Source organism: Bacteroides sp. MSK.20.12, assembly GCF_019052435.1.
GTDB classification, from domain to species: Bacteria; Bacteroidota; Bacteroidia; order Bacteroidales; family Bacteroidaceae; genus Bacteroides; species Bacteroides xylanisolvens.
Map to the genome: position 1 here is coordinate 11656 of NZ_JAHQVH010000034.1, position 24830 is coordinate 36485.

The window sequence follows — 24830 nt, forward strand, 5'->3', positions numbered from 1 at the left end:
CTATCATTCCCTATAAAGGTTTGATTTTTTCGATATTCCCTATTTTCTGCCTGTTGAGCATGCAATCCAGATAATATAAATACATATAATAAAATACAATATAATCTCATTTCAATATTCATTCATTATTTTATCGTTCTTCCTTCTCTTTTCCTATCTCCCCAAAATGTCTGATATTTTAATTCTCCACCATATATATATCCGGTGGAGAATATACGGTCATTATAGCTCAATCCTCTTTTTAAGTACCCGACTATGTTCAGCCTCAAATCCCATCACATGGCTTTCAATAGAAAGATCAATTGAGCTGGTCAGATAAGAAGCATCTTGGTTAGCCACTGCTAAAACAAAATCTTTGACAATGCCAAAGTCACCACCTGCATGCCCCTCATATCCGGGCAAAGATGATATATCCTGATTCCAGACAGAATGTTTATTGGTTAAGAAATCCGTCACCTCAAACTTCTTCATATCTCCTTTCAGCCATCCTTTAGTGCCCATAATACAAGTCAATCGACCGCCAGTTGCCGTAAATGCCTCCATAGAAAAAGCACCAGTAATGTTTCCTTCAAACTCCATTGAAGTAACAAAATGATCGCACTGATCATTATTGCATCTAAAAACGCAACGTCCATAATCTGTAGTTCTTAATTTGTCCATAATCAACGAAGCATATTTTTTATCATTCCGTTCATTATCCGGAATATCAAACACATAAAGATAACGTCTATCTTTCAAATAAATACGTTTAGCCGAGTAAGGACATTCTGCCTCCACAGCACAATCAAGGCAACGTTCCGTAGATCCAGCCGGGGCATTTTCGCGCTTAAACAAAGTTAAGCCACCATAAGAACTAAGAGACTTGCACGGTTTGTTGACTAACCAACGCATCATATCCATGTCATGACACGATTTTGCTATAACAATAGGAGTAGTTTCCCGAGCACTCTTCCAATTACCGCGAACATATGAGTGAGCCATATGATGGAAGCGAATACATTCCATATGTTGAATACTGACAATATCGCCAATCATACCTGCGTCCAAAACTTTCTTCATCGCCATAAAATAGGGAGCATAGCGCAACACATGGCATATCCCCACAATGCGATTATATTTCTTGGCATACTTCAGAATATCCGTACATTCTTTTACAGATTGAGCGACCGGTTTCTCCAGTAAAACATCATAACCAGCTTCCAATGCCTTCAAACAAGGATGATAGTGTAAATTATCCGGAGTAGCAATAATGACGGCATCCGCGAATTTAGGAATACTGAATACTTCAGACCAATCATTAAAACAATGTTCATCTGATAAATTATATTTATTTTTCAAGTGTAGTTTTCGTTCTTTATTTATATCTGCCACACCAACTATTTTCAGTGATTTTGAAAAATGCTCCGAATAACTTGCATAGGTGCGCCCCCGGGCACCAGCACCAATAACAATCGCTGTTATTGGCTTATCTACTACTGCTTCTTGACTTTCAAGAGTAGACGATAGTTCCTCTATAAGCCCATTATTCTGTTTTTTTTTCTGTTGCAGGCTTTCCATTGCTTGAGATACTGATGTAAAATTACTCATCGCGGCAGCTGCTGCACCAGCTCCCATTATTCTTAAAAATTCTGCTCTATTCATTTTTTATTATTTCAATTTATTAATGAGGTAAGTAAAGTATTCCACTCCTTATTTGATTTCTAAAACTGCCATTATAGCTTTATGGTCAGAAAGTACTTCTTCAAAAATTTTAGTTTCTTTCACCACCCATCTATTTTGAGGATAATAAGCCACATGATCAAAAGTGTTACTTACGGCTAAATCCCATACAGTACTTAGTAAGTTGATATGTTCCGTACCAACTCTTCTGTTCAAGTCACCTGCCAAGACACACAACTCTCCTGTCTGAGGTATCTTTGTCAATTCTCCTACTTGCAACAAACCATTAGAAAGATTCGCCATATCCAAATGTGTACCGACAACGCACACGGAAGTACCATCATCTAGTACTATTTTCACAATGGCAGCACAACGCTTTTCTGTCCCCGAAGTATAAGGCAATATTTTCTTTTGTGTCTCATCAAAACTATATTTGCTTAAAATAGCATTCCCATACTTTCCACCATGAGCATCAATTGCTGGGAAAAACATCCCATGCATACCAGTCAGGTATGATAATTCCAATAACATATCAACTCCTTTAGAACGAGTAGTATAGTAATCTACCTCTTGTAACGCTACAACATCTGGATTTTGTTTTTTTATAAAAGAAGCCAATTGTTCCAATGAAGCATCAGCCCCGGCATGTATATTAAAAGACATGACTTTTAAGGTTGTCTGCGCATAACCGTCAAACAACATATTCAATAATACAGCAATCAAAAAAAACTTTTTCATTTTATTATAATCTAATTCCATTTAACATTCTATTTCAATATCATTTTAACCAAAGTAGCCTTGTAAACTGAAGTCAATTCTTCTCCTTCTATTTGTATAAGCTGAGTAGTCCAATTCTGTTTTAAAGGAGCCAATATGAAATTATATTCAGTCTTGGAACTTAGAGAATTATTTTCCGCCGAATTGTATATCTTACGATATTTCCTATCCAATATATCAAAGACAGAACTAGATTCGTCAGCATAAACCGCAGCAGCAATCACTAACTTTTTCGACACAATATCAGCAAAGTTAGCCAAAGCTTCTGCTTGTCGAAGTTGCTTATCGGCATCATTTTCATCAAACCTACAAGTCGCAACCCAAACATCTTCACCATCTTCAAGCTGATATGTTACAATACCAAGTGATAAAACGTCACCCAACTCTTTCTTTTCTGTTGAATTAATAATGGATTTAGATAGAAAACCAGTTCCCTTCCCCGGAACAAGATAAGACTCACTAAAAAAGTGATTTTGCCACCTTTGACCTTTTTTGCTTAAAGCGTAGGCCGTTTTCATTGGAAAACCATTTCCGGTTCTCTGTATGGCTGCAATATCACTATTAACATCACCAATCAGTCCGGCTAAAGCGTCTGCATTTTCTATGTATCCGACATCAACAGAAAGCAAAGAAAATGTTTTTTCAGAAACCGGATCATCAACATCTTTTTTTATGTCCAAGTCTTCATCAATAGATGAAGAACAAGCTGCCAGTAAAAATATGGTCAAGCCAAGAAAAAAATTACTAGTTCTCATATTCTTCATGTTATGGAGTCCATCCGAAATATACAACTCAAAATAAGCCGTTTCAAATGGACTCATTATTTATCTAAGTTTATTCCCAACCGGGATTATTTGGTAGTAAGTTCGGATTTCTTTGGGTTTGAATAAAAGGAACCGGCCATAAATAGTTTTTCGGTTCAACAAAGATTCTACCAGTCATCAAAATTATATTCCCATCTTCATCCAACGGCAAGTCATCAACAAAGACCTGTTGATCTGGATTCAGAGATGCTTTGCGTATTCCTTTCACGTCTTCCGACAACAATTTACCTTGTTTCCAACGTAGTATATCAAAATAACGTTCACCCTCAAGAGCTAACTCCACTCTTCTTTCCCGACGTATCTCATCACGCAAGTTCATGCCATTCGACTCCAAATCTGCAAGAATCATCAAAGGAGCAGCAACTCTACCCCTCAACAGATTAATAGAACTGTTGATATCTGTTTGGTCTATTTGATCACCTCTCATATACTTTGCTTCAATCCAATTCAGAAGAACCTCCGCATAACGAATCAAGGGTATGTCATTCATATCCTTATTATATCTGGCAACTGCCGATATCTCCACAAACTTTCTAAAATACCAGCCTGACGGAGTTCTACAACCAGACAAAGCTGTTCCACCAAGTTTGGGTTGATAATATGTACTGTTCTGTGGGTTTCCTCCCCATTTAGTAGCCCGTTTTAATACAGTTTGTTCTAATCTTGGGTCTCGTCCGTCAAACAAAGTTACATATGTCTTATCATTATAACCGCTAGCCGGATTAGTAACAGGCAATCCATTGCATAAATATGCATCTACCAATGAACGTGAAGGAGCCATTCGTGCCTCTTCATTAGGCACCTGTAATTCACGACTCAAGTTATGCGTTTGCTTAGCATCCTCACTAAAAACTCTTGTTAAAATAAACTCTTTGTTCTTACTATTCTTAGAAGCATTCCCCGCATAAGTAAACATTTCATAATAGGATGTAGCAGGATTTCCGTTACTATATAATTCATGATAACCGGTCTCCATTACTAGCTCTGCACTTGAAACAGCAATATCCCAACGCTCATGATAAAGGGCAAAACGAGAACTAAGAGCCCAAGCCGCTTCTTTGGAAGGTCTTCCAAATTCTGTCGTTTTCAAATCTTTAGCATAAGGTAATTGGTTACTTGACAGTTCTAATTCTTTTAGTACCCAATCTACCAGTTTTTCTTTATCTTCACGTGCTCCATACAACTCCGAATCACTAATATCCAATGTACGGGTTACCCAGGGAACATCACCAAAGAAATTTATCAAATATACGTAATGGTATGCACGCATAAAACGGGCTTCTCCGGCATATCTTTCTCTTTTTTCCGGAGCAACCTTTTCCGCTCTTTCATAATTCTCAAGGAAATGATTACAACGACGAATTCCATTATAGTTAGTATCCCACTCCGAATTAATAGTAGATAAATCACTTGTAAATGTACCCGCACCTATATTCTTATAACTTGCACTTCGTTCTCTTACAACATTATCTCCCAACATTTCCATATCGACTGATGTTCCTTTCCCACGCAAACCATTAATACAAGCATTCGCGGCAAGAATAAGGTGTTCTTCCGTTTTCCAGTAAGTCTCATCTGTCAAATCATCCAATGGGATTCTATCCAGAAACGAATCATTACATCCGCTCAATATAATGACACAAATTAAACCGATTAATATTTTACTATTTACTTTCATACCAAATAATTATTTTAAGGTTATACTTAAACCAAACGAATAAGAAGCTGTAATAGGATAATAACCGCCATCACTTATAGGAGATTCCGGATCATATGAAGAAAAGAAATCTGTCAAAGTCCACAAATTCTCCCCCGAAAAATAAACTCTTAAATTACTAATACGCAGTTTTGACAAGAAATTAATCTTTTGAGCCGGGAATGTATATCCCAATTGAATATTCTTCACACGTAGATAAGATGCATCTTCAATCCAAAACGAAGAAAACTTCTTATTATATGTTTCATCATATGTAAAACGAGGATAAGTAGCATGAGAATTTTGGTTGTCCCATGTCCAACGGTCTAAATGTACTTTCTGAGGATAGTTCGCGACTTCTGTAAAAGCATGTCGTCCCATTCCGCCAACGTAACCGTCACACTTGCCTACACCTTGCAGAAACACTTTAAGATCAATGCCTTTCCATGCTGCATTTACCCCTAAAGAGTATGTATATCTAGGAATAGCACTACCAATATAAGTACGGTCATCCTTTGTTGTTATCTCACCATCACCATCCAAATCCCGGTATTTAATATCTCCTGGCTGCACCTTTGTTCTCAATTCTTCTATAACCGGAGTACTTTTTTTAGGAGTATACTTTCCTGTATTCACATCATAGTCAAAATCATCTACAGTATAGAGCCCATCAGCCTGAAATCCCCAAAAAGCATCGATAGGATAGCCAACAGCACGTATCTGATCACCACTAAAATCATCTGCAGTATTACCCATACTTACGACCTCATTCTTAACATCAGATAAGTTGAAATCCACACCATAAGTAAAGTTTTTACCGATCTTATCTTTCCAGGAAAGAGCTAACTCCCATCCCTTATTACGTACCTTACCTGCATTCTGGTAAGGCTCCGTCACACCCAATACTCCTGGTAATTCAACTCTTAACAATATATCATCTGTATCCTTTATAAAATAATCGAATGACATATTTAACTTATTGTTAAACAAGCCCATGTCTAACCCTAAATTGGTCATTTTTATAGTCTCCCACGTAATATACCTATTAGAAGCACTATTCTGCCGCATAGCTGAGGTTATACTTCCTCCAATAGGCATTATAGAAGTAGTCGGTTCTATAGTAGCCATATAAGGATAAAGCGATGATGTATATTGGTTTCCTAAAGTTCCATATGAAAGCCGGAATTTCAAATTATCAAGCCAACTTCGTGTACGCCTCATAAATGTCTCTTCAGATATTCTCCAAGCAGCAGAAACAGAAGGAAAATATCCTCCTCTATGATCGGGATGAAAACGGGAAGATAAATCATAGCGTAAGTTTGCTTCAAACAAATAACGGTCATCAAAGTTATAATTGATTCTTCCAAAACCAGAACGAAGCGCCCATTCCTCGCCCATGCCATCGTTATCAAATTTCTCGGTTCCAGCATTAAGTACATGTAAATCATCAGATACCAAATCTTGACGAGATGCGTTCATTGTTTGGTTTTCATTCCACTCCTGTGAAAACCCTGCCAATAAATGAACCGTATGTTTACCAAATGTCCGTTCATAATCACCTTGTACAAGGATGTTCTGATAACGTTCTGAAATATCTCTCTGAGAAATGCTGCTAGTAGTAGACGAAGAAGCCAAAGGAGTATCTGTATCCGGTATATAATGCTGTATCTTATTACTCTGCTGCTTACGCAATACATCTTTGAGACGAGTAGCATATTGTATTTTGGCAGTAAATCCTTTCAAAATTTCCATTTCACCACCCAAACTCAGGTTTGTTTCACGAGCTTTGTAGTTAATAAAACCACCATCATATATAATAGCTATCGGATTGGCAGAACTCCCTCCATACCCCCATCCTCCATCTGTAAAACGAACAGGAGTTAATGGAGAACTCCTTAGTGCTTTATAGAAAAGACCGTCACTTGACGAATCACTACTGGCAGGAGTCCAATTATCCACGTCAGTATATCCAAAGTTTGCATCAATTTTTACTCTATCCAACATAGTAGTGGTAACTTTCACTCGAAGATTATTTCTTGATGCATGGTAACCATTGCCTACAAATAATCCTGATGTTGACAAATTACCGTATGACAGATAATAACCAAGGGATTTACTTCCTCCATTCAAACTTACATTATGTCCGTGCTGTGGCGCCGTACTTCTATAAAGCTCATCCACCCAATTGACATTAGCCCTATTATTGAGGTCTGTTCTGTTTATTACAGCATCAACATCCTCCTGAGTATATCCCCATGGCTTACCGACATTGGCAGTCGCCTCCTTCAATAAAGTCAAATATTCAACCGCATCACACATTTCAGGAAGAGCAGTCGGAGTTTGCAAAGCAAAAAAACCAGAGTAAGTAATCGTAGGAGTCATATCCTTATTCGCCTTCTTAGTTGTTACCAAAATAACTCCATTAGCCGCGCGTGAACCATAGATTGCAGATGAGGCTGCATCTTTTAGAACTGAAACAGATTCTATATCACTCGGATTTAACGTATTGATATTACCCTCTACCCCATCAATCAAAATCAAAGGGTTAGAATTATTCAGTGTTCCAATACCACGAATCCGTATACTAGTATTATTATCACCCGGACGGCTCGTTGTATTTGTAATAGAAACTCCAGGTAAACTACCTTGCAATCCAGTTACCGCATTATGAATTGGACGGGCAGCCAAAACATCACTATTCACCGAAGCCACAGAACCGGTCAAGTTCACTTTTTTCTGAGCGCTATAACCTACAACAACAACTTCATCCAACAATTCAATATTCTCTTTCAAAGAGATTGTTATATTTGATCTATTGTTAAGCAAAACGGCCTGATCAATATAACCTATATATGAAGCCCATAATTGTGTTGTTCCCAATGGTATCTCTAAAGAAAAACGGCCATCCAAATCTGTAATCGTTCCGTTAGAAGTTCCTTTAACTGTTATACTGGCACCAACAATCGGATTCCCATGTTCATCGACTATCGTACCTGTTATTTTCTTTGTGGATTGTTTACTCTGTTGAGTTTTACGAACTAAAACGATAACATTTTCGTGTTCATGGGTGTAAGTCAATTCCATCCCATCCAGAAGTTGCTTCATTGTCTGATCAATTGTTGCATCCTTTACATTCAAAGATATTTTCTGATTTAATTCTGGAAGATTCTCATTATAGAAAAACCTATAATTACTTACCAGTTCAACCTTCTTTAAGGAAGCTCTCAAAGAAAGTTCTTTCACGTTCATCGTTATTTGGGAATAAGTTTCAAAAGAAAAATTCAGGAATAACATAAAACAAATAGTCCGCAATACTTTCCAGTTTTTACTTCTCCCTATATGAGTTTGCGGGAGTTTAACAAAAGTTGTTCTGTGTTTCATATATCAATACTTTTAAGTTATTTGATAGGTATACAAGTTACTACCTCATTCCATCCAAACCCCTATTCCCCTTTAACTTTTATTAAGTATTTCAATAAAAAAAGCCATTCTTGAAAACACAAAGAATGACCTTTTTATATCAATCAAAAATTACTATCTATTTCTCCTTCAAAACAATCACCGAACCGTCCATTTCATAATAGAAAGGTGAAGTAAGCATCAGGATATTCAATGCATTCTGTATGCCACCTCCCGGAATGGTTCCGGTGAAATATTCATTAGGTAGTTTATTGGAGTCGAAACGAATCTCTACGTCATAGATGCGTGAAAGGGTTTTCATTATATTCTCCAAAGATTCTTTCTCGAAATAGATATTTCCTTTCGTCCATTCAATGTAGTCACTCGGGTGTACTTGAGTGGCTGTTATCTTATGAGTGGCTTTATTATATTCTATTTTGTCGCCGGGCTTCATGATATGCGATGTTTTCTGCGCATAGACTCCAACTTTTCCTTCCAAAAGAACGACTGTCACGTCTTTAGCATCTTCATAGGCAGATACATTAAAAGAAGTACCGAGTACTTTCACTTCCAAATCGCCTACCTGTACAATAAAGGCGCGCTTTTCATCATGAGCTACTTTGAAATAGGCTTCACCATTCAGTTGCACACGACGCCCATTTTCTCCGAAGTTATTCAGATAGCTTAATTGCGAAGCAGAATTGAGAACGACATTCGTTCCGTCCGGCAATTCGATGGTTGCTTTATCTCCTTTATCAGCTTTTACTATAAAGGGCGCTCCCACTGTTTGGGAAGAATCTACAAGATAGTAGGTGAAGAAGGCAATACAAATGGGTAAAACGATGGCGGCAGCCCATTTCCAAGGATTCATACGAATAGTTCTTGGGTTCTCTTTTCCCTGTGTTTCTTCTTTTCCCTGCGTCTGTTCTTTGATTCGGGCAAATAGTTTATCGCGCAGTACCGGATTAATGCCGGCATCCGATTTGGAAAATTCTTCTTCCCACCAGTTCTGTAAATGGCGGTCGTTCTTTATCCAATCGGAGAGCTTTTTTATTTCAGCATCCGTTATATTTCCATCGAAATACTTTTCAATCAGTTCTTTATAATATATCTTATCCATCTTCTTTCCTGCTTATTTACAAGTATACATTTTCATCCTATCTACTATCCAAAAACGTGTATTACAATTACATTTCATTAACAAAAAAGGCAATCAGAAGCGCAATTACCTTATCGTAATGCTTCATCAACTGTTCACGCATAAATTTCACCGCCAAAGATAATTGCGTGGCGACTGTACTTTCAGAAATACCCATCATTTCAGCAATTTCCTTATTCGTATAGTTCTGACGCTTACTTAAGATAAAGATTTTCTTTCGCTGTGCCGGCAATTCTTCCGCTAATGAGTCGATATAATCGTTCAAGAAACGAAGATCAATAGTATCTTCCGTCTGTGAATCATGGTCTAGTCCGCTTTTCAGCAGATATTCATTGTAAACATATTCAACGGTCTGACGCTGGTACATATTCATCAATAAATTTTTGGCTATCGTACAAAGAAAAGAAATAAATGAAGCGTTCGTATCGACTTTCTCACGTACTTCCCATATACGGATAAAAGTGGATTGCACCACTTCTTCAGCCATATATTGATTGCCGGAAGAAAGCCGCATAATGAAATTGTACAGTTTACCGCTGTACATATTATACAATCTTTCAAATGCTTGAAAAGAACCGTCTTTTAAATCGATTAATAAATGTTTTTCATCTGTAAAATTCACCATAGCTTAGAATTTTGCAACAAAGGTATGCAACCATAGACCATTAACAGGTGACAATATTATTAATATTTTCTCAATTATCCGATTTTTATGAAGAAAAAGATACTAATATCAGGATAGTGACGCCATCCGGTCAAGATAGTGACGCTATCTAATCAGGATAGTGACGCTATCTTGAACGGATACCGTCACTATGTTCAGTATGGTAATTCGCATTAATAAGTCAAACGGATACCAGCCTGTATATTGAAGTTAAACGGATTCTCTTTACGTATGGTCTGTATATCCGAACCATCATCAAAATAATAAGCAACACCGGGTTCTACATAGATACCCAGACGTTTCGTTGCGTTCACCTGTGCACCTACCGCACCGGATACCGAGAATTGCAGAGGTTTCACCGTTTCTTTCTCGGAACCGAGCTTTCCATAGACACATTTCTCCACCATACCTCCACCGGAAACGTAAAGAGTGATGAGTTTTTTATCAAGGAAATTCCAGTTGGCACGCAGCGGAATACCTACATAATGAAGTTTTTGTTCTATCTGCTGATCTTCACCCGCCAGTTTCGCATCCGAAGAAAGCAATGTGTAAGTCAATCCCGTTTCGAGAGAGAATCCTTTGGCCAGTCCTTTACGGACAGACAATCCGAAAGAAATAGGTTGATGGTGCTTAATGTCGACCACTTGTTTTGCCTGACGCAGATAAGGCACTCCATCTTCAAAAACCAATGTCTGATCGTTAGGTATCTCCATCAGACCGTTGGAAACAGAAAGCATACTCACACGAGACATATAAGCATGAGAGCCGGCACCGACTTCTGTGGATGCTCCGCCCGAATTTCCGACCGAGAGTCCCATGGACCATGTTCCTTTTTGAGGTGCTCTTTTTTCTGCCGGAATATGCAGCTTGTCTCTGCCGGAAGGGCGACGCGGCCTGTTGTTCGGCCGTTCGGTGTCCTGTGACTGTGTAGCCTGACCCACATTTTCACTGTCAACCTGCCTTGCTTCATTTTTCGTCTGTTTCGTCTCACCTTTGAGCATCTGGTCTTCCTCAATCACAGGATTATTTTCATTCCCTGTTACAGGTTCGTTGTTATTTTCTATTGCAGATTGGCCTGCATTTGTTTTCTGTTCTGTAAGATTCTTATCAATTTTCGCCAAACGGTCTTCACGAGCCACTGGTCGCAAGACGGGTTCTACGGAAGTGCCCTGCACATCCGGTTGTTGCACACCCGGCAACGCATCGGGTGTAGATGCCAATGCCGGAGTCTTTATATGACGTATTTCATCCGCGGCCGGTGTCCCCAGAAAATATAGACTTACCGACGAAACGACGGCTAACAATATAACAGCTGCAGCAGCCATCATCCATTTTCGATAAGGATATATTTTCTTCTCCACAGGAGGCATAAGTTCTTTTTCCAGTTGTTCCCAACCGGAAGCAGGCACCGGCTCGGAATAATCCGCGAGCTTCTCCTTCAACTTATTCATCCACAATTCTTTCTCTTCCATCTCTATCTATCCATTATGCATTATCCATTCTTTTACTCTTTTTGCCAATACACTCTTCGCACGAAATAGTTGCGAAGCCGAAGATTTTTCATTAATACCTAATTCCTGTGCGATTTCTTTATGCGATTTGTCTTCGAATGTATAAAGGTTAAACACTGTACGATATCCGGCAGGTAGTTCTTCTATAAACTGCATCAACACTTTCTGTGGAATAGCTTCTACATCAGAAGCATCCGGTTCTTCATATTCTTCAGGCAACTCTTCTAATGGTGCCGACTGATTGATTACATCATTTTTCCGGAGATATTGCAAAGCTGTGTTGACCATCACCCTTTCCATCCAGGCCCGCAGGGAGCCTTCACCCCTCCAGGTGAACTTGTCGAAGGAATCGAATATCTTTAAAAAACCGTCGTGAAGCAGATCCTGGGCTGTATCACGGTCGCCGGTATAACGAAGACAGATGCCAAGCATACGTCCCGCATACTGCTCATACAGTTCTTTGCGAGCTTGGTTATTGCCTAGCCTGCATTGTTCCGACAACTCTAATTCTTCCATTCTCTTATACACGTGTTTAACTTATAAATGCAGCAAAGATAGAAATACTGCATAGAGAGAACAACTCTTTTATCACTTTTGTTTCTTTAACAGATTCAAATGCAATATTTTCTATCCCATTGCATTTTCACAATACAAAGGAACCATTTTATATAATCTAAAACTTAAATAAGTATATGAAGAAATTTAAATTCATTGCCTTTATCTTTGCTATTATGACTACAATGCCGATTCTCCAGTCATGTTTGGACGACGATGACAACCCGTCCGATCTTCTGGTTGTCAGTACCATCAATATGATTAGCCAGGATAGCAAGGAATTTTATTTCACTTTGGATGACGGGAAAAAGATGTATCCCAGCAATGCGCAAGGATGGAGTAATAAAGATTGGGTGGAAGGACAACGAGCTTTTGTGATATTCAACGAGCTGGAAGAGCCTGTAAATGGATACGACCTTAATATTCAGGTGAGAGGTATCAATCCAATCTTAACTAAAGACATCATCACGATGGGTGAAGATGACAACGATGAAGAAAAAGTCGGAGATGACAAGATCAACACGACTTATATGTGGATCAACAAGGATAATAAATATCTAACGATTGAATTCCAATATTATGGAACGCATAGTGAAGATAAAAAACATTTCCTGAATCTCGTAATCAACGACAAAGAAGAGTCTGCTCCCACTGCTGACGAAGACAGTGCGGAGGACGAATATATCAATCTGGAATTCCGCCATAACAATGAAGGTGATTATCCTCAAAGCCTGGGCGAAGGATATGTATCTTTCAAACTGGATAAGATTAAAGACCGGATGGAAGGGAAAAAAGGATTAAGGATCCGTGTCAACACTTTATATGGCGGACCGAAAACTTATGAAGTAAAGTTTCCCTAAGATTATAAATCTAATGTAAACGTGCAAAACACACTCTTTTTTAATATAATATATTAATTACGCAAAAGAGGGCGGTAGTTGTGAAACTGCCGCCCTTTTATCTTCTCCTTTATATAAAGAAGTTATTCTTATAAAAGATTTATTTCTTTTCTTCCTTATCTCCCAGATAATTCCAAACTACCGCACTCAACGCAGCTCCTACAAATGGAGCAATGATGAACAGCCACAACTGCGACAATGCTTCTCCTCCCTGGAATAATGCCGGAGCAATACTACGTGCCGGGTTTACAGAAGTCCCTGTGATAGGAATACATACAATATGTACCAATACAAGAGTCAAACCGATGGCAAGTCCTGCCAGATTGCCTGCTCCCTTCTTCGAGTCGGTAGAGCCGAGCACCACTAATACAAAAATGAAAGTAAATACTGCTTCCGCAATGAATGCCTGCAACATTTCTCCATCGCCAAAACCATTGGAACCTGTAGCCGTAGGTCCGTCATGAGCACCGGTGGAAACTAAAGCAAAAAGAATAGCCGAGCCGATAATAGCTCCGATTACCTGGAAAATCATATACATACCTGCATCTTTTCCGTTCATACGCCCAGTTAAGAACACTCCTAATGTAATAGCAGGATTAATGTGACATCCTGAAATACCTCCGATAGCATACGCCATCGCTACTACTGAAAGACCAAATGCTAAAGCTACGCCGACTGTTCCCACGCCAGCACCTACCGTACCGGTTACACTACCGGCAAAAACGGCACTTCCGCATCCCATAAGAACGAGCACCATCGTTCCAATCATTTCTGCAATGTACTTTTTCATAACTATAAATAATGGTTAATGCATCAAATATAGAGAATTAACCCAAGAAAACAAAGCCTACGTGCCTAAATTATTATTGCTTTCGCAACATTTTTGAATAAAAGGCAAGCAAATAAAATGAAAAAAGGACTTTTGCACGCCATATTAGCCTCTACCTTATGGGCCATCGTAAACTCTCTTATCAAGCAAGGATTGAGCAATGACGTCACTCCGATGAATTTCTCCGAAACCCGCTTTGCCACTGTTGGAGTTATTCTTTTCGCTTATACCCGGTACAAGGGTATATGACAGGAATCATCTCAACCTCTATTATTATAGCAAACACTGTATGGACTGCAAAGTAAGCATTTCTTTGGGGACTGCAGCTTTTATTTCCTCTTTCAGAACACATAGCAGGCTGTGACGAATAAAATCTCTATTTGTCGCCAACACCACTTGCCGCGTCGGTCGGGGGATAGCAAACGGACGTACTAATTGTCGCTGTTCTTCCGTCAATTGAGCCACTGCCAGTTCGGGAATAAAAGTGATTCCTTTTCCGCTTTCTACCATTCTCATAAAGGTTTCCATGCTTCCCAGGCGATAAGCCATCTGACTAACCTTCACCGCTTCCATCTGACAGAAACGGACAAGTTGGTCACGAAAACAATGTCCTTCGTCCAAAAGCCAAAGATGTTCGCCGGTTATATCGGAAGTGCGGATAACGTCATGTTTGAACGAGGGTTCTTTCCGTGATACATAAGCATAAAATTGCTCATAGAAGAGAGTTTCTTCCGTCAAGAATGTGTCTTCTAATTTACTGGCAATAATCCCTGCATCCAAATCGCCGGCATGCAGAGCCTGCTGAATATCCTGGGTTTTCATTTCCGTGACACGAATATCCAGTTCGGGATATTTCTCCATCAGTTGAGGGAAAAAACGGGGTAGCAAATAAGGAGCGATAGTGGGTAATACTCCCAAGCGGAATACACCTGATAATGATTGCTTATCTTCACTGATGATTTCTTTTACTTGAGCTGCCTGCGCCAGAATCACACGAGCCTGGTCTATCACTTTCTGCCCGATGGGTGTCGGACAAACGGGTTGCACTGTCCTATCGAATAACTTTACTCCCAATTCATCTTCCAGCTTCTGAATCATGGCACTCAAAGTAGGTTGCGTCACACGGCAATATTCGGCTGCCCGTGCGAAATGCCTGAACTGGTCTACGGCTAATATATATTCTAATTGTTGTATCGTCATCTATCAAATCATGTTAAGTTATAGATTTCATCTATGCAAAGATAGAAATTTTCAGTTTGACAACAAGCATTTTCCGCCTTATCTTTGCAGTACAGAAAAAAAAGAAAACAAGTATAAATCATTAAAAATAAAAAGAATATGAAAACTTTAGAATTTATCAAACTGAATGAATCGGGAGCAAACAACGTAGTAGCATCTTTGCAACAACTATTAGCAGACTTCCAAGTGTATTACACCAATCTCCGCGGTTTCCACTGGAATATCAAAGGACATGATTTCTTTGTTCTCCACAGCCAATTCGAAAAGATGTATGATGACACAGCCGAAAAGGTAGACGAAATTGCAGAACGTATCTTGATGTTGGGCGGTACTCCTGCCAATAAATTCAGCGATTATTTGAAAGTAGCAAATATCAGTGAAGTAGATAAGGTGAGCAACGGCGAACAGGCACTGAACAATATCCTTCAGAGTATCAGTTATCTGATTGGTGAAGAACGTAAAATCTTGTCTATCGCTTCTCAAGCCGGAGATGAAGTAACCGTTTCGATGATGAGCGATTATCTGAAAGAACAGGAAAAATTGGTTTGGATGTTGACGGCTTATAATAGCAAATAATTAAGATAAAAGGTTTAGGTTTTTAAGTGAGAAAGAGAGGATATTTCCGTAAAAGGAATATTCTCTCTTTATTATTTCCAGTGTACTAGTACTATCTGAATACGTTCATTCGCTGATATAATTAGAAATATTAGTTTTGTTCTTTATTTATCAAGATTTATAAAAGTAAGCAACAACTTTCAAAAGATGAAACTTATTCTACTGAAATAGATTTTTCTAACCTTATATCATCAGAAGAACTACCTATCATTACCTGAAAAGTCCCCGACTCTACTACTTTCTTCAAAGTATAGTTAACCAAGAAAAAGTCCTCCTCTGTCAAAACAAAAGTAACTTTTTTCTCTTCTCCTTTTTTCAAATGGAAACGTTCGAAATGTTTCAACTGTTTCATCGGCTGAACAACTGATGCATATTCATCTCTCATATAAAGTTGTGATACTTCCTCACCATCATACTTCCCTGTATTCTTTACTTTAAATGAGACTTCAAAACAACGAGCAGATTTCTGCACTACCTGCAAATCAGAATATTCAAAAGTGGTATAACTCATCCCATAACCAAAGCTATATAACGGAGAAGATGACACTTCCACATAATCATGATTTCGAGGAGCTTTCTTATTATAATAAACCGGAATCTGGCCTACAGAACGCGGAACGGAGATTGGCAAACGTCCGGAAGGATTATAATCTCCAAAAAGAACATCCGCTATAGCATTTCCACCCTCCTGCCCCGGATAGTAAGCAGTCAGTAGCGCATCAGCATATTCCGAAGCCCAATTCTTTTCTAAAGGACGACCTTCAATATAAACGACAATCAAAGGCTTACCTGTCTTTTGCAAAGATTCCAATAGTTCTTGTTGTCTACCAAGTAAGGATAAACTGGCACGGTCAAATCCTTCTCCACACTCCATATCACTTACACTACCCTCTTCAGCTACAGCCGCACCTGTTTCTTTATAGCTCGTTTTAAAATCACGGGCACTGGAACCACCCACAACCACAATTACAACTTCGGAGCGGCGGGCAGCTTCAATTGCCTGTTCTATCTCATTCACTGTAGTATCACGAATAGCACAGCCTCGTACATATTCCACACGAAAAGGAGATAATTTTGTTAGAATTCCATCAAGAACTGTTTTCACATTACTATCTTCCTGAGGAGCTGTATAGTCCCCTAACATATTATATCGATTGTCAGCATTAGGGCCAATTACCGCCACCTTATTTATCGTCTTGCTTAAAGGAAGAATTGAATTCTCATTTTTGAGAAGTGTTATGGAAGACTGTGCGATTTTACGTGCCAGTTCGATATGTTCTTTACGGCGTACTGTTTTAGCAGCAATTTTCGGATCCACATAAGGATGCTCAAACAAGCCCATCTCAAACTTCATCCGTAACACCCGGCAGACAGCCGTATCAATCACAGTCTTATCCATTTGTCCGGATTGAACCGCATGACAAAGGTTGGTATAAGCATCCCCACCCAAGTCAACATCAACACCAGCCGTTACAGATTGTATGGCTGCATTCTCTTTGGTTGGAGCAACAAAGTGGCTTTCGTGAATCCCTTCAATACTATATAAATCGGAAACTACAAAGCCACGAAACTTCCATTCATTACGCAAGAGTTGAGTCAGCAAATAATGGTTCGACGTACAAGGTATCCCATCTATCGAATTGTATGAAGTCATTACAGACAATGCCCCTGCATCTATTGCCTTACGAAAAGGAGGAAGAAAATTCTGATGCAAATCACGAATACCGACTGAAGCATAGTTACCATTTTGTCCACCCTCCGGCACAGCGTATGCCAGAAAATGTTTCAAGGTAGCTATGGTAGCGTATTTTTGTGATAGATTACCTCCACCTAAACCGTCAACCATAGACGCCCCTAAAATACCACTCAACACAGGATCTTCTCCAAATGTTTCTTCCACGCGGGACCAACGGGGATCACGGGTCAGATCAAGTACGGGACCGTAACTAATATGCCCACCTTGGGAACGAATTTCTTTAGCGATAACTTGACCAACTTCTTTTACTAATTCCGGTGACCAAGTAGCCGCCATTCCGATACCCGTAGGAAAAACTGTAGCACCAATTGCCATGTGCCCATGAGGGGCTTCTTCTGCTAAAAACATCGGAATTCCCAAACGAGTATTCTCCATCACATATTTTTGCAATGCATTCCCTGCTTTTGCTGCCATCTCGGGATTAAGTCCATTTGCCAGAGTTTTTTTTGTCCACGGGTCTGCACGATAAGTCGCCCAAAGCATTCCAACATTCCTTTCTTTAATCAATTGCTTGAATTTTCCGGAAGGACAGACCTCATTACCATGTATTTCATACATTTCCCAACCTAAAGGACAAAGTAACTGACCGACCTTTTCTTCTAAAGTCATGCGGGAAAGTAAATCTGAAAGTCTTATATCTATTGACAAACTGGGATCTTTGTAAGCAGGTAACGAGGGAGAGGATTGAGTAAACCCCAAAGTACATACCATCTGTACTATCACCAAAATATACAATCGTTTTATCATAATGTTATATACAGTAAAATGACTCAATTAATTTATAGTGTATTTCTAATCTTTCAAATAGAGATATTCAACCCTACTTACCCATTTCCCCTTCAAATATAACTGTATGTACAGGCTGATGAGCATCATTTGTTATCAACTTGACCTTTGCATCCAATAGATGGTTTGAAGATGATACATTTAATTCAAACAGAACCTCCAGACACTCATTTTGCTTCAAAACCTTTTCACCCCGGATATTAGTAGAAACAAATTCCGGACATTCTATTTTGCGGATAATAAGAGGATTCGCCCCTTCATTAGTAACTTTTACTTTTCTCTGAATATGCTTTTTTAATGAGATATTCCCCAAATTAAAATAAGATTGTGAACACTTCATTCGGGGAGCAGTTGCCGTGCTTACTTTTCTCATATCATCAATCACTGTACCAAAGATTTGTATAGAAGAACTGTGTACGGAATTGGCACTAATAATAATCTTATCTTTAAATGTACCGTAAAAGCCTTTTAAAGGAGAAGCTGTTATTTTTATAGTCGCACAAGATCGACCTTGAAGAGATGATGGCATAGATATCGACAAACATCCACTCTTATCCAACAGCGAGTATGACAACCTGACCATTTTATCCGATCGGTTATAGATTCTAATTTCCAATTGTTTTGACCTCCCATTATGCTGTAACAGATCATAAGATAGAGTCATTCGATCTGCCAGAATATCTGATGATAAAGAATAAGGATATTCATCCTCTATACGATTCATTGTATTTATCGTGCCTTTTACCCAAAGAGTATTGACACTTTGCCCTGAATTAGAAACAACCCTTATACTCTTAGAGAAAAAGTTTGTTCGCCCTTTAGGATCGAAAGTTACGGTAATAGTGCCTGTATGCCCTGGTTTTACAGGTTGTTTACTATAAACAGGAATGGCACACCCACAAGTTGAAATCACTTCTTCAATCACAACAGGAGAAGTATGTATATTAGTAAAATGAAAAGTATGACTCACTTTGCCTTCTACTTCCTGAATATTACCAAAATTCCAAGTAGTAGTATCAAAACGTAATACAGTTTTTCCCTGTTGTTGAGCACATACGCCAACAATAGAGCACAGTAAAACGATCAAAGCTGACATAAAACGTTTCATCATCATTTCTTTAAGTTAATATTGGGAGTTACGTAAAAACACAATAACTCCCAATATAAAATCACATTTTAATTATCTTGAGGCAAATCATTGAATTCTGCATTCCAAATGATATTTGCCGAAGCAGGGAAAGTTAAATCACGCCCATTGCCCGAACTGTCCTTCAATGTATTTCCTTCTCCTTCATCCAATTTCCAATAGCCATATAAGTCCGACGAAGATGGAGAAGCTATTGTACGCAAGTTAGCTTTTACTTCTTCCGCCGTCAGACACTTCTTCCACATACGAATATCAGAAATCAGACCATCAAAATACATACTTGAACTTGTATTACCAAACTGAATACCAGTCAACGTATATCCCACCTTGAATCTTTGAGAAGAGGATGGTCCCCAACGTTTAGTAGGTTTTGCAGAAGCAACTTCCTCACCGTTAATATATAAACGATAAGCAACCTCAATATTCTGGCCCGTTTTTGTTCCGTCACAAGTAATAGTCAACCTTACCCATTGATTAGCCGGCAACGTTATATTTTGATTAGCCAATGTCAAGTCACATTGACGATTACCAATATTAGACGCTCCCGTTGCACCGGTCACACGTAGTTCACAACCACTAAAAACCTCATTATTATTGTTGGTATCTTTACCACGCCATGTACCTATATAATTAGTTCCACTGTGCCAACTATATGGATATACAAGCATTTCAAACGTATGTGTATTATCTTCAATCGTAACTACTTCATCATTTGCGAAACTTAACGTACGATACATATCCGTTGAATAAGAACTCATATTCAATCCCGGTATATAATCCAATTCCCCATCAATGCTAATCGTAAAATAAGAAACAGAACGAGTGTCCGTTACAAATTGTCCTACACACGTTTCATCTATTGTTGCAACAATAGGAAGCAAATATTCTTCACCTTCCACCAAACCGAACAATGATGAAAACTTAACTGATAAGGAATTGGATTCTTGCTGTCCTGCCTTCACTATCGCATTTTTAGCTTGCAACTCATAGACAAAAGCGGGCATCATCTTATAAGACGTGTTATTTGCAGCATTATAAGCCTCTACCATACTTTCGTCCACGGCAATGTCACACAATAAAGTAGTAGCAGCAGGTTTATCCAGTTTGATAGTATAATCATAAACATAGCTTCCTGCATCCAGTATCTCCCTATAATCAATAGAAACAGGTCCTGCTTCCGACTGTGGCATCTCTATTGTCGGCAATTCAATAAAATCATTGTCATCATCCGAACAGGATGTGAATCCTACTCCTCCCAATAAAACAAGCAAAAGGAGAGTTAATCTATTTATATTGTTTTTCATTATCATACAGTCTATTCATTTATTATTACCTTATTCAAGACATTTATTCGTATCATCATAAGTCCAGTCAATCGTGATTCCATTCTTATAACTGATATCACGCTTGGACGGAGATAAATCATAGAAAGTAGTTCCTTCTCCTTCATTCATTCTCCAATAAGACACAAGCCCATTGGTAGAAGGATCTACCCCACATACATTTGCTTTAATTTCACGAGCAGACAAAGGACGAGTCCAAAGGCGCATCTCACTCAAACGACCATAAAACAATTGTGAAGATTGATAACCTTTTGAAGGCATACCGATCTGTACTCCATAAAGCGCATATTCATACGGAGCAACTGTCATTGAGTTATCTTTCTCTCCATTAATATACAATGTCAACGTACTGCCGTCATTTACCAAGGCAACAGCATACCAGGTATTTAAAGCAAAGCGAGTATTCGATGACATTTTACCCTGTTTAGTTGTTACATGCAACTGGTTCGGCTCATCCGTTCCTTCACCAAAACGAAGCAGGTTCTGGTCACATTTAAAGCCTCCATCATCAATCGCTCCCCCTTCTACAGACGCTTCACTACCTCCAAATGAGCAAACACGGGTAGTACCGGAAGCTCCGGAAGAACGAAATTGAGTAGCGTAAATCTTCACTTCCCATGTATAAGTAGGCAATGAAGGAATAGGCTCTGGAAGTAAAAACTGATAAGCCATAGAAGCCTGTCCTACATACGGAGCATGGAAGCGCAATGTTCGGGATACTTTCAGAAAAATAGTACGCCCTGCTTCTATAATATCCAAATCTCCCGTCGCACTTTTTATGGTAACCGGTATCAAATAAACACGTCCCGGAACAAATTCCGAATCATCGGCAATTGAAAGAGAGGCAGCAGAAGAAATTGCCTGTCCTGCTGAAATCGTAACCTCCGGATTTTCAAATGTATATGATTTATCCGGAATGGGATAATAATTGGTTCCCATTTCCTCATTATAAGTATCAACCAGACTTGCATCAACAGCCAGATTCACCTGAATATCCGATTCAACGCGAGAAGTTGAAGTCACAGAAACAGCATACGCAGATGGAAATCCATCAATGGCAAACTTTACCAATCTATCCGAAGATGTTCCGGTCATTAACAACCCGTCACCTTTTTGAGCGGCTTCCTGGCATCCCTGCAGCATAAAAGAAGCTATTCCTATCAAAGCAGCTCCCCATATCTTTTTTATATTATTCAATGTTTTCATACCTTGCATACAAATTTAAAATTCATCCATTTTCTTCTTCCGTTTCTTGTTTAGTAGACTGTTGTACAGGCTTTCCGGCAGGATTTTGTTCCTGAATACCACGTCGAAGGCTATAATAAGGAATAGCGGCTTTCTCTTTATCACCTATAGCCTGATTAGCAGGACGAGTGGTATTGTATTCATATTCAAAATAATATCCGCCGAATCCGCCTTTTCGTCCTTGTGTAGGATTCCAGCGTGCCATACCTATTACAGAATAGATTGGATTGCCCCATGAATCTACTTTATTTCCATCGGCTTCCGTAAATTCGACTCCACCATTCTGCCAGTACCATCCCATTTGTTCCGTAGCAACGAATTTTTCAGGAGGACACCAGCTGCTAAGCTGGTCAAATTTAGATTGCAAACTTTGAGCACTACCGGTGGTGTAACATTGTCGTACAAAATAATCGACATAAGGTTCTGTTTCCTTAGGAGGCAGCTGATTATAGAAGTCAACAATTAATAATTTGCCTGTACCCGATTGAGGACCGAAATAATTTCCCAATACCTTTATAAACTTTGTAAAGTTATCATTTTGCAACCAGTCGCCTTCCGGTTCGTAGTCCAAGTCCAAACCATCCAGATCGTTACGCAACACACATCTCACAAGATGTAAAGCATAAGCCTCGATACCTGCGTCGGTTTTAGGAAACTCCGTACTTCCAATACGACAAATCGTACACATCACAACGCGAGTCCCCTTTACTGTACGGATATAATTCATTTCCTCATAAGCAGTCGGCAAATAACGCTCGTTATAATAACTAGTTTCTACATAAGCCGGATTGTTGGAAGGAATACCTGACCACAGACTGACGATGTCCAGACTATCCGGTAAACCAATGAAATGAAGTCCCTGCGAAGGAGATGCTTCTGAAGTATAACCGGCATACCAGCCGAAACAAATAGCATGATCTGTTTTCTTATATTCACGCAGGTTCTGATAATATTCTTCATTATAAGTATTAGCCGCCTGTATAACTTCCGGTTCAATATCCGTATCACAACCACTCACAACAAATGTCAAGAGATAGGTGAACAAAAAATATACATAATTTCTTTTCATATTCTGCATTATTTAAGTAACCAATTATTTATTAGGCACATCCCACCACAATCTGACACCCGGGTTATCTACGCCACCTAAAAGTGTGATGCCTTTATCCAACTCTGTTCTATTCGTATTATATTCCGATTCCGGATAAGGTAATCTGCGGATTTGTATATTTGTGTCTACAGAACCTCCGGAACTTTCGTTCACAACAACCGGAAATACTTTCGGGTAACCGGTACGGCGGAACTCTGTCCATGCCTCTTGTCCCACCGGATAAAGAGCAATGTACTTTTGAGTAATGATTTGTTCCAGATTTGTTTTAAAATCTCCCGATTCATCCCAAGCGATAGAAACAGTCCCCAAAGCATCCATGGAATGAGATGATGTCACCGGATCCTCATAATTGGCAGGCACATATCCACCCGCCGCAGTTCTTGTCAGATACGCGTCAGCTCCTGATGCACCATGTTCATCAAAAGACATTCTTATTCCATCTTCATAATACTTTTTAGCATCAGCATTCGTTCCCCAACGCAAAGCATATTCCGCCAACAAGAAATATGATTCAGATGAACGCATCCACACTACATTGGAAGTAGCAGTTGCCTGTGGTTCGGCAAAGATTCCTGTTATATATTTATCCTTACTTACGTCCTTTGACATTCCGGCTCTTATACCCCGATATTTTCCACCCGTACCTGCCTCGAAGTAAGCAGAAAGTCGTGGATCCTGATAACCATTCATGTATGAATCCAGCGTCGCTCCCATACAAATATCATCCCATCCTTTCAGAATATACAGAGGACTTTCATAAGTCGCTATCGGAGTAATATGCTGAAGTTCTGCTAAATCAGACTTCACATTCATCAATCCATAACTATTGCCAATAGCCAGTTGGGCTTCACTTTTTGCCTTTGTTTCATCCACATAGGCAAGATGCAATGCAAGACGCAAACGAAGTGAATTGGCAAACTTTATCCAAGATGTAACATCACCGTTGAACACACAATCCCATGATGACAAAACTTTACTTCCGGATGCAGCATAACTATCCAAGTTATTGATAGCTCCATCCAATTCTTCAAAGAATCTGTAATAAACATCCTTTTGCGAATCATAAGGCACTTCTTTTGAAACTCCAAAATTCAAATAAGGAATAGGCCCATAGGTATCTGTCACACGATGCATTGCCGCTACTTTCAGAATCTGCGCCATAGAAAACCGGGGATCTTCGTCATTGTTAATCGCTTTTCTTATTTCACGCCAGGCATTCATAGTCGTCAGGTAATTGGTAGTGAACATATCACCATACCAACTTCTTTTATCCCAATTGTAACGACCGGCAGAATTGATACTGGGAGCAGGAAAACCAAAATAGCCGACATAGCCATCTCCACCCATCACTTCCACAGTCTGATATCTGTCCGAACCGATATTAAGTCCCGGTTGTGCTACTACCAGTACGTTCTGCTCCATCTGTAAAAGAAGAGAACCAGTTCTCACATTATCCCAATCCGTCATCTCGTCGGTTGCTTCATTAGGATTGGTATTGTACTCCAGAAAATTCTTCGTACAACCTACATTTATCATGATTACTCCAAGGAGTAAGTAGTAGTTCCTTACTTTAAAAAACTTACGTATGTTCATCATTATTTTTTTTAAAGGTTATC

At 39.1% G+C, this 24830-nt stretch carries 20 protein-coding genes; 3 read left to right on the forward strand and 17 right to left on the reverse strand.

The window, feature by feature from the left end; translation table 11 throughout:
- Window positions 1–222 precede the first annotated feature (222 nt).
- From KTR06_RS16835 to KTR06_RS16875, 9 genes are all read right to left on the reverse strand, one after another.
- Window positions 223–1641 carry a Gfo/Idh/MocA family protein gene (locus KTR06_RS16835; RefSeq protein WP_243636450.1) on the reverse strand — a complete coding sequence of 473 codons (1419 nt, stop codon included), beginning with the start codon at window positions 1639–1641 and terminating at the stop codon, window positions 223–225.
- Between the two features lie 48 nt (window positions 1642–1689).
- Window positions 1690–2418 carry an endonuclease/exonuclease/phosphatase family protein gene (locus tag KTR06_RS16840; protein ID WP_074910045.1) on the reverse strand — a complete coding sequence of 243 codons (729 nt, stop codon included), beginning with the start codon at window positions 2416–2418 and terminating at the stop codon, window positions 1690–1692.
- An 8-nt stretch (window positions 2419–2426) separates the two neighbouring features.
- On the reverse strand, window positions 2427–3191 hold the full coding sequence (locus KTR06_RS16845) for a hypothetical protein (RefSeq protein ID WP_133304311.1): 765 nt from the start codon (window positions 3189–3191) through the stop codon (window positions 2427–2429).
- Window positions 3192–3270: 79 nt separating this feature from the next.
- Window positions 3271–4938, reverse strand: a complete 1668-nt coding sequence (locus tag KTR06_RS16850; protein WP_074910053.1) for a RagB/SusD family nutrient uptake outer membrane protein — start codon at window positions 4936–4938, stop codon at window positions 3271–3273.
- Window positions 4939–4947: 9 nt separating this feature from the next.
- Window positions 4948–8337: a TonB-dependent receptor gene (locus KTR06_RS16855; protein ID WP_081357937.1), complete on the reverse strand. Its 3390-nt coding sequence runs from the start codon at window positions 8335–8337 to the stop codon at window positions 4948–4950.
- Between the two features lie 157 nt (window positions 8338–8494).
- On the reverse strand, window positions 8495–9475 hold the full coding sequence (locus tag KTR06_RS16860; protein WP_015532722.1) for a FecR family protein: 981 nt from the start codon (window positions 9473–9475) through the stop codon (window positions 8495–8497).
- A 67-nt stretch (window positions 9476–9542) separates the two neighbouring features.
- Window positions 9543–10139, reverse strand: a complete 597-nt coding sequence (locus KTR06_RS16865; RefSeq protein ID WP_008643132.1) for an RNA polymerase sigma-70 factor — start codon at window positions 10137–10139, stop codon at window positions 9543–9545.
- Window positions 10140–10351: 212 nt separating this feature from the next.
- Entirely contained in the window at window positions 10352–11650 is a 1299-nt protein-coding gene (locus KTR06_RS16870; protein WP_120067435.1) for an outer membrane beta-barrel protein, read from the reverse strand.
- A 6-nt stretch (window positions 11651–11656) separates the two neighbouring features.
- Complete coding sequence (locus KTR06_RS16875; RefSeq protein WP_004314738.1) at window positions 11657–12205, reverse strand: RNA polymerase sigma factor; 549 nt, start codon at window positions 12203–12205, stop codon at window positions 11657–11659.
- A 176-nt stretch (window positions 12206–12381) separates the two neighbouring features.
- Between KTR06_RS16875 and KTR06_RS16880 the strand changes: the two genes are divergently transcribed.
- Window positions 12382–13104, forward strand: a complete 723-nt coding sequence (locus KTR06_RS16880; RefSeq protein WP_217290598.1) for a NigD-like protein — start codon at window positions 12382–12384, stop codon at window positions 13102–13104.
- 139 nt (window positions 13105–13243) lie between these two features.
- Here the strand turns inward: KTR06_RS16880 and KTR06_RS16885 are convergent, their stop codons facing one another.
- Entirely contained in the window at window positions 13244–13933 is a 690-nt protein-coding gene (locus tag KTR06_RS16885; RefSeq protein ID WP_004314740.1) for an MIP family channel protein, read from the reverse strand.
- Between the two features lie 117 nt (window positions 13934–14050).
- On the opposite strand from KTR06_RS16885, the gene KTR06_RS16890 reads away from it, so the two are divergent.
- Complete coding sequence (locus tag KTR06_RS16890) at window positions 14051–14221, forward strand: hypothetical protein (protein ID WP_165450455.1); 171 nt, start codon at window positions 14051–14053, stop codon at window positions 14219–14221.
- Between the two features lie 24 nt (window positions 14222–14245).
- On the opposite strand, the gene KTR06_RS16895 is transcribed toward KTR06_RS16890, so the two are convergent.
- A complete protein-coding gene (locus tag KTR06_RS16895; protein WP_008643125.1) occupies window positions 14246–15172 on the reverse strand; it encodes a hydrogen peroxide-inducible genes activator in 927 nt (308 codons plus the stop codon).
- A 138-nt stretch (window positions 15173–15310) separates the two neighbouring features.
- On the opposite strand from KTR06_RS16895, the gene KTR06_RS16900 reads away from it, so the two are divergent.
- Window positions 15311–15787: a Dps family protein gene (locus KTR06_RS16900; RefSeq protein WP_004314742.1), complete on the forward strand. Its 477-nt coding sequence runs from the start codon at window positions 15311–15313 to the stop codon at window positions 15785–15787.
- 193 nt (window positions 15788–15980) lie between these two features.
- On the opposite strand, the gene KTR06_RS16905 is transcribed toward KTR06_RS16900, so the two are convergent.
- The 6 genes from KTR06_RS16905 to KTR06_RS16930 all read right to left on the reverse strand — a co-directional run bounded on the left by KTR06_RS16905 (window position 15981) and on the right by KTR06_RS16930 (window position 24810).
- On the reverse strand, window positions 15981–18329 hold the full coding sequence (locus tag KTR06_RS16905) for a glycoside hydrolase family 3 N-terminal domain-containing protein (protein ID WP_120067436.1): 2349 nt from the start codon (window positions 18327–18329) through the stop codon (window positions 15981–15983).
- Window positions 18330–18402: 73 nt separating this feature from the next.
- Complete coding sequence (locus tag KTR06_RS16910; RefSeq protein WP_120067453.1) at window positions 18403–19479, reverse strand: DUF1573 domain-containing protein; 1077 nt, start codon at window positions 19477–19479, stop codon at window positions 18403–18405.
- 65 nt (window positions 19480–19544) lie between these two features.
- Entirely contained in the window at window positions 19545–20819 is a 1275-nt protein-coding gene (locus KTR06_RS16915; RefSeq protein ID WP_225449722.1) for a BT_3987 domain-containing protein, read from the reverse strand.
- A 30-nt stretch (window positions 20820–20849) separates the two neighbouring features.
- Complete coding sequence (locus KTR06_RS16920) at window positions 20850–22064, reverse strand: DUF1735 and LamG domain-containing protein (protein WP_008021553.1); 1215 nt, start codon at window positions 22062–22064, stop codon at window positions 20850–20852.
- Window positions 22065–22086: 22 nt separating this feature from the next.
- Complete coding sequence (locus KTR06_RS16925) at window positions 22087–23172, reverse strand: endo-beta-N-acetylglucosaminidase family protein (protein ID WP_217290599.1); 1086 nt, start codon at window positions 23170–23172, stop codon at window positions 22087–22089.
- A 24-nt stretch (window positions 23173–23196) separates the two neighbouring features.
- Window positions 23197–24810: a SusD/RagB family nutrient-binding outer membrane lipoprotein gene (locus KTR06_RS16930; protein WP_225449719.1), complete on the reverse strand. Its 1614-nt coding sequence runs from the start codon at window positions 24808–24810 to the stop codon at window positions 23197–23199.
- Window positions 24811–24830 lie beyond the last annotated feature (20 nt).

Excerpts from the sequence above, each read along its gene's own strand:
- KTR06_RS16835 (WP_243636450.1), bottom strand. The coding sequence starts at position 1,641 with ATGAATAGAGCAGAATTTTTAAGAATAATGGGAGCTGGTGCAGCAGCT.
- KTR06_RS16840 (WP_074910045.1), bottom strand. The coding sequence starts at position 2,418 with ATGGAATTAGATTATAATAAAATGAAAAAGTTTTTTTTGATTGCTGTA.
- KTR06_RS16845 (WP_133304311.1), bottom strand. The coding sequence starts at position 3,191 with ATGAGAACTAGTAATTTTTTTCTTGGCTTGACCATATTTTTACTGGCA.
- KTR06_RS16850 (WP_074910053.1), bottom strand. The coding sequence starts at position 4,938 with ATGAAAGTAAATAGTAAAATATTAATCGGTTTAATTTGTGTCATTATA.
- KTR06_RS16855 (WP_081357937.1), bottom strand. The coding sequence starts at position 8,337 with ATGAAACACAGAACAACTTTTGTTAAACTCCCGCAAACTCATATAGGG.
- KTR06_RS16860 (WP_015532722.1), bottom strand. The coding sequence starts at position 9,475 with ATGGATAAGATATATTATAAAGAACTGATTGAAAAGTATTTCGATGGA.
- KTR06_RS16865 (WP_008643132.1), bottom strand. The coding sequence starts at position 10,139 with ATGGTGAATTTTACAGATGAAAAACATTTATTAATCGATTTAAAAGAC.
- KTR06_RS16870 (WP_120067435.1), bottom strand. The coding sequence starts at position 11,650 with ATGGAAGAGAAAGAATTGTGGATGAATAAGTTGAAGGAGAAGCTCGCG.
- KTR06_RS16875 (WP_004314738.1), bottom strand. The coding sequence starts at position 12,205 with ATGGAAGAATTAGAGTTGTCGGAACAATGCAGGCTAGGCAATAACCAA.
- KTR06_RS16880 (WP_217290598.1), top strand. The coding sequence starts at position 12,382 with ATGAAGAAATTTAAATTCATTGCCTTTATCTTTGCTATTATGACTACA.
- KTR06_RS16885 (WP_004314740.1), bottom strand. The coding sequence starts at position 13,933 with ATGAAAAAGTACATTGCAGAAATGATTGGAACGATGGTGCTCGTTCTT.
- KTR06_RS16890 (WP_165450455.1), top strand. The coding sequence starts at position 14,051 with ATGAAAAAAGGACTTTTGCACGCCATATTAGCCTCTACCTTATGGGCC.
- KTR06_RS16895 (WP_008643125.1), bottom strand. The coding sequence starts at position 15,172 with ATGACGATACAACAATTAGAATATATATTAGCCGTAGACCAGTTCAGG.
- KTR06_RS16900 (WP_004314742.1), top strand. The coding sequence starts at position 15,311 with ATGAAAACTTTAGAATTTATCAAACTGAATGAATCGGGAGCAAACAAC.
- KTR06_RS16905 (WP_120067436.1), bottom strand. The coding sequence starts at position 18,329 with ATGATAAAACGATTGTATATTTTGGTGATAGTACAGATGGTATGTACT.
- KTR06_RS16910 (WP_120067453.1), bottom strand. The coding sequence starts at position 19,479 with ATGATGAAACGTTTTATGTCAGCTTTGATCGTTTTACTGTGCTCTATT.
- KTR06_RS16915 (WP_225449722.1), bottom strand. The coding sequence starts at position 20,819 with ATGAAAAACAATATAAATAGATTAACTCTCCTTTTGCTTGTTTTATTG.
- KTR06_RS16920 (WP_008021553.1), bottom strand. The coding sequence starts at position 22,064 with ATGAAAACATTGAATAATATAAAAAAGATATGGGGAGCTGCTTTGATA.
- KTR06_RS16925 (WP_217290599.1), bottom strand. The coding sequence starts at position 23,172 with ATGAAAAGAAATTATGTATATTTTTTGTTCACCTATCTCTTGACATTT.
- KTR06_RS16930 (WP_225449719.1), bottom strand. The coding sequence starts at position 24,810 with ATGATGAACATACGTAAGTTTTTTAAAGTAAGGAACTACTACTTACTC.